This window comes from Rathayibacter sp. AY1H3 (assembly GCF_002932015.1).
On the sequence record NZ_PSUU01000080.1, the window covers coordinates 1 to 1,674 of the forward strand.

Sequence of the window (1,674 nt, forward strand, 5' to 3'; positions counted from 1 at the left end):
GGTCGTAATTTTTTTACGGAGAGTTTGATCCTGGCTCAGGACGAACGCTGGCGGCGTGCTTAACACATGCAAGTCGAACGATGAAGCCCAGCTTGCTGGGTGGATTAGTGGCGAACGGGTGAGTAACACGTGAGTAACCTGCCCTTGACTCTGGGATAAGCGCTGGAAACGGCGTCTAATACCGGATACGACCTGCCCCGGCATCGGGTGCGGGTGGAAAGTTTTTCGGTCAAGGATGGACTCGCGGCCTATCAGCTAGTTGGTGAGGTAATGGCTCACCAAGGCGACGACGGGTAGCCGGCCTGAGAGGGTGACCGGCCACACTGGGACTGAGACACGGCCCAGACTCCTACGGGAGGCAGCAGTGGGGAATATTGCACAATGGGCGAAAGCCTGATGCAGCAACGCCGCGTGGGGGATGACGGCCTTCGGGTTGTAAACCTCTTTTAGTAGGGAAGAAGGGCTTCGGCTTGACGGTACCTGCAGAAAAAGCACCGGCTAACTACGTGCCAGCAGCCGCGGTAATACGTAGGGTGCAAGCGTTGTCCGGAATTATTGGGCGTAAAGAGCTCGTAGGCGGTTTGTCGCGTCTGCTGTGAAAACCCGAGGCTCAACCTCGGGCCTGCAGTGGGTACGGGCAGACTAGAGTGCGGTAGGGGAGAATGGAATTCCTGGTGTAGCGGTGGAATGCGCAGATATCAGGAGGAACACCGATGGCGAAGGCAGTTCTCTGGGCCGTTACTGACGCTGAGGAGCGAAAGCGTGGGGAGCGAACAGGATTAGATACCCTGGTAGTCCACGCCGTAAACGTTGGGAACTAGATGTGGGGACCTTTCCACGGTCTCCGTGTCGCAGCTAACGCATTAAGTTCCCCGCCTGGGGAGTACGGCCGCAAGGCTAAAACTCAAAGGAATTGACGGGGGCCCGCACAAGCGGCGGAGCATGCGGATTAATTCGATGCAACGCGAAGAACCTTACCAAGGCTTGACATATACCGGAAACTTCCAGAAATGGTTGCCCCGCAAGGTCGGTATACAGGTGGTGCATGGTTGTCGTCAGCTCGTGTCGTGAGATGTTGGGTTAAGTCCCGCAACGAGCGCAACCCTCGTTCTATGTTGCCAGCACGTCATGGTGGGAACTCATAGGAGACTGCCGGGGTCAACTCGGAGGAAGGTGGGGATGACGTCAAATCATCATGCCCCTTATGTCTTGGGCTTCACGCATGCTACAATGGCCGGTACAAAGGGCTGCGATACCGTAAGGTGGAGCGAATCCCAAAAAGCCGGTCTCAGTTCGGATTGAGGTCTGCAACTCGACCTCATGAAGTCGGAGTCGCTAGTAATCGCAGATCAGCAACGCTGCGGTGAATACGTTCCCGGGCCTTGTACACACCGCCCGTCAAGTCATGAAAGTCGGTAACACCCGAAGCCAGTGGCCTAACCGCAAGGAGGGAGCTGTCGAAGGTGGGATCGGTGATTAGGACTAAGTCGTAACAAGGTAGCCGTACCGGAAGGTGCGGCTGGATCACCTCCTTTCTAAGGAGCATCTGGACACCGCAGGGTGTTCCAGGCGCCAGATCAAAGCGAATGTCTTTGCTGGTAGCTCATGGGTGGAACATTGAACTAGGTGCTCGGTGAGATCGTCTCGCGTCAGTACAGCCTTCGGGTTGGGAAA

At 56.3% G+C, this 1,674-nt stretch carries 1 rRNA gene; it reads left to right on the forward strand.

Annotation, left to right across the window (positions count from 1 at the left end):
• The first annotated feature begins 12 nt into the window (after window positions 1-12).
• Window positions 13-1,535, forward strand: a 16S ribosomal RNA gene (locus tag C5C33_RS17780).
• Window positions 1,536-1,674: the final 139 nt, after the last annotated feature.